The 2273-nt window shown below is 68.5% G+C and carries 2 protein-coding genes and 1 pseudogene; all 3 read left to right on the forward strand.

Features of this window, described 5'->3' with window-relative positions:
- Positions 1–245 (forward strand): annotated as a pseudogene (locus L810_RS48030) (chemotaxis protein CheA); the annotation flags it as partial.
- 153 nt (positions 246–398) lie between these two features.
- Positions 399–983, forward strand: coding sequence for a hypothetical protein (locus L810_RS00225; protein ID WP_021156315.1), 585 nt, complete (start codon positions 399–401; stop codon positions 981–983).
- Positions 984–1092: 109 nt separating this feature from the next.
- A partial coding sequence (locus L810_RS00230; protein ID WP_042972667.1) for a sigma-54 dependent transcriptional regulator occupies positions 1093–2273 on the forward strand: 1181 nt, incomplete at its 3' end.

Below are 2273 nucleotides of genomic sequence, written 5' to 3' on the forward strand. Positions count from 1 at the left end.
CGGTCGCCGCGGAAGCGCCCGCACCGGAACCCGCGCAAGCTGCCGCCGCCGCGGCCGCAGCGCCTGCCGACATGCCGGCAGCCGACGCGAAGGTGCCGGACCAGGCCGCCGCGCAGCCCGCCGAGATGCCGGCGTTGTCCGATCCGGCGCAAGGATTGCCGGCGGCTCCGGCCGACCAGCAGGCCGCCCCGGCCGCACCGGTCTTGCCGGCTCCGGCAGTCATCTCGACGAGCACGTCGTCGTAAGCACGCGGGTCTGGCTCCGTGCGCCGGAATGGCGGCGCACGGGGTCCGTCTGGACCCGAGGCCCGACGGTCGTTTCCTGTTTGACGGGTGTTGATCCCATCCCCGAGGTCAACACCTCTTTTTGCCTGACGAGGATGCAAGGAGGCCTCAATCATGAGGATCTTTTTGGTCGCTCTGTTGTTGTACAGCGCACAAGCCGCAGCACAGGCGGTATTTCAGAACCCGGCGGTCTTCGTGATCCTGGGCGAGCAGACCGCGGCAAACGCCACGAGCGTCGCGCAGGCGCTGACGACGCTCGGTCGCGCCGACAACACGGCGTGCGCGCCGATGATGATGATCGGCGATCCGCAGATGATCTACATGATGCCGGAGGAGGGTCACGCACCGTCGTGGCAATCGCCGGTGTATGGCCGAGGCGCGCCGTTCGAGGCGCAGAGGGGGCCGACGCCGACCGGCAAGACGGTCGGCGCGATGCAGCATGCCGAGGACATGCAGACGCAGCCGTGGAGCGACGGCAGCGCGATCACGCAGAAGATCGCGGGCGATGCGAGCGTGACGGCGGCGGACCAGGTGAGCGGCTGGCAGCGCAACGGGCTCAACTCGATCGAGACGGCACGTGCGACGGAAGTGACGGTGAACGGCAAGACCTACCGTGCCTATCGTGATGACCTCAACGGCTCCGCGAAGCCGGCCGTCGAGCCGCAGATCTACACGCAGCGCGTCGTTTTCTGCCGATAACGAACGTCAGTCCGAGACGGCCCGGCGCCGCGTCGCGGGACCACGGTGCCCCGCTCCACGCGATCCGGCAACGGCCGTTTCGACAACCAACCCAAGCCACGAGGTCATCGTGAACTATTGCTGCCAGATCAGGGTGTCGGGCCCGCAGGATCTCGAACGCGATGCGGGGACGGCGCCGTTCATTGCCGTGCGGCGCAACCATGTCGTGCCGTCGCGGCCGCTCGTCTACCTGTCGCAGCAGCACGACGCCGCGCTCGTCGACTGTCTCGCGTCGCGCGGCTGGGACGTGTGGCGCGCGAAAACCGTTGCGGACGCACTGAATCTCGTCAGGGCGAACCGTCTGCATGCGGGCATCGTCGATTTCGGCAGCTTCGCGTCGCCCGACGTCACGTCGTTCGAGGCGCTGCTGCGCGACCCGCGCGTCGGCTGGCTCGCGTTCGCCGACGACGAGCGGCTGCGGGATATTTCCATCGCGCGCCTGATTCGCCACTGCTGTTTCGATTACGTGCGCAACGCGACTGCATACACGACGATCGGCTATCTGGTTGGCCATGCATACGGGATGCTGAGGCTCGCGGACGGCGGCCCCGACGCCGATGCGGCGCCCCCCGGCGGCACGATGATCGGCTCGTGCGACGCGATGCGCCGGCTGTTCGCGACGATCCGCAAGGTCGCGAATACGGAGGCGACCGTTTTCATCGCCGGTGAGTCCGGCACCGGCAAGGAGCTGACGGCGGCGGCGATTCACCAGCAGTCGTCGCGCGCCGACGCGCCGTTCGTCGCCGTGAACTGCGCGGCCATTCCGTCGACGCTGCTGCAGGCCGAACTGTTCGGCCACGAGCGCGGCGCGTTCACGGGCGCGCACCAGCGCAAGATCGGCCGTATCGAGGCCGCGCACGGCGGTACGCTGTTTCTCGATGAAATCGGCGACATGCCGTTCGAGAGCCAGGCGAGCCTGCTGCGCTTCCTGCAGGAAGGCACGATCGAGCGCCTCGGCGGGCACGCGTCGATTCCGGTGGACGTGCGGATCGTGTCGGCGACCCACGTCGATCTCGAGGCCGCGATGCAGGCGGGGCGGTTCCGTGCCGACCTGTACTACCGCCTGTGCGTGCTGCGCATCGACGAACCGCCGCTGCGCGTGCGCGGCCGCGACATCATGCTGCTCGCCGACCATGTGCTGCGGCGCTATCGCGGCGACAATGCGCAGCGGATTCGCGGCTTCATGCCGAGCGCGGTCGAAGCGATCCACAACTATCCGTGGCCGGGCAACGTGCGCGAGCTGATCAACCG

The organism is Burkholderia sp. AU4i, assembly GCF_000466765.1.
Taxonomy (GTDB): Bacteria; Pseudomonadota; Gammaproteobacteria; order Burkholderiales; family Burkholderiaceae; genus Burkholderia; species Burkholderia cepacia.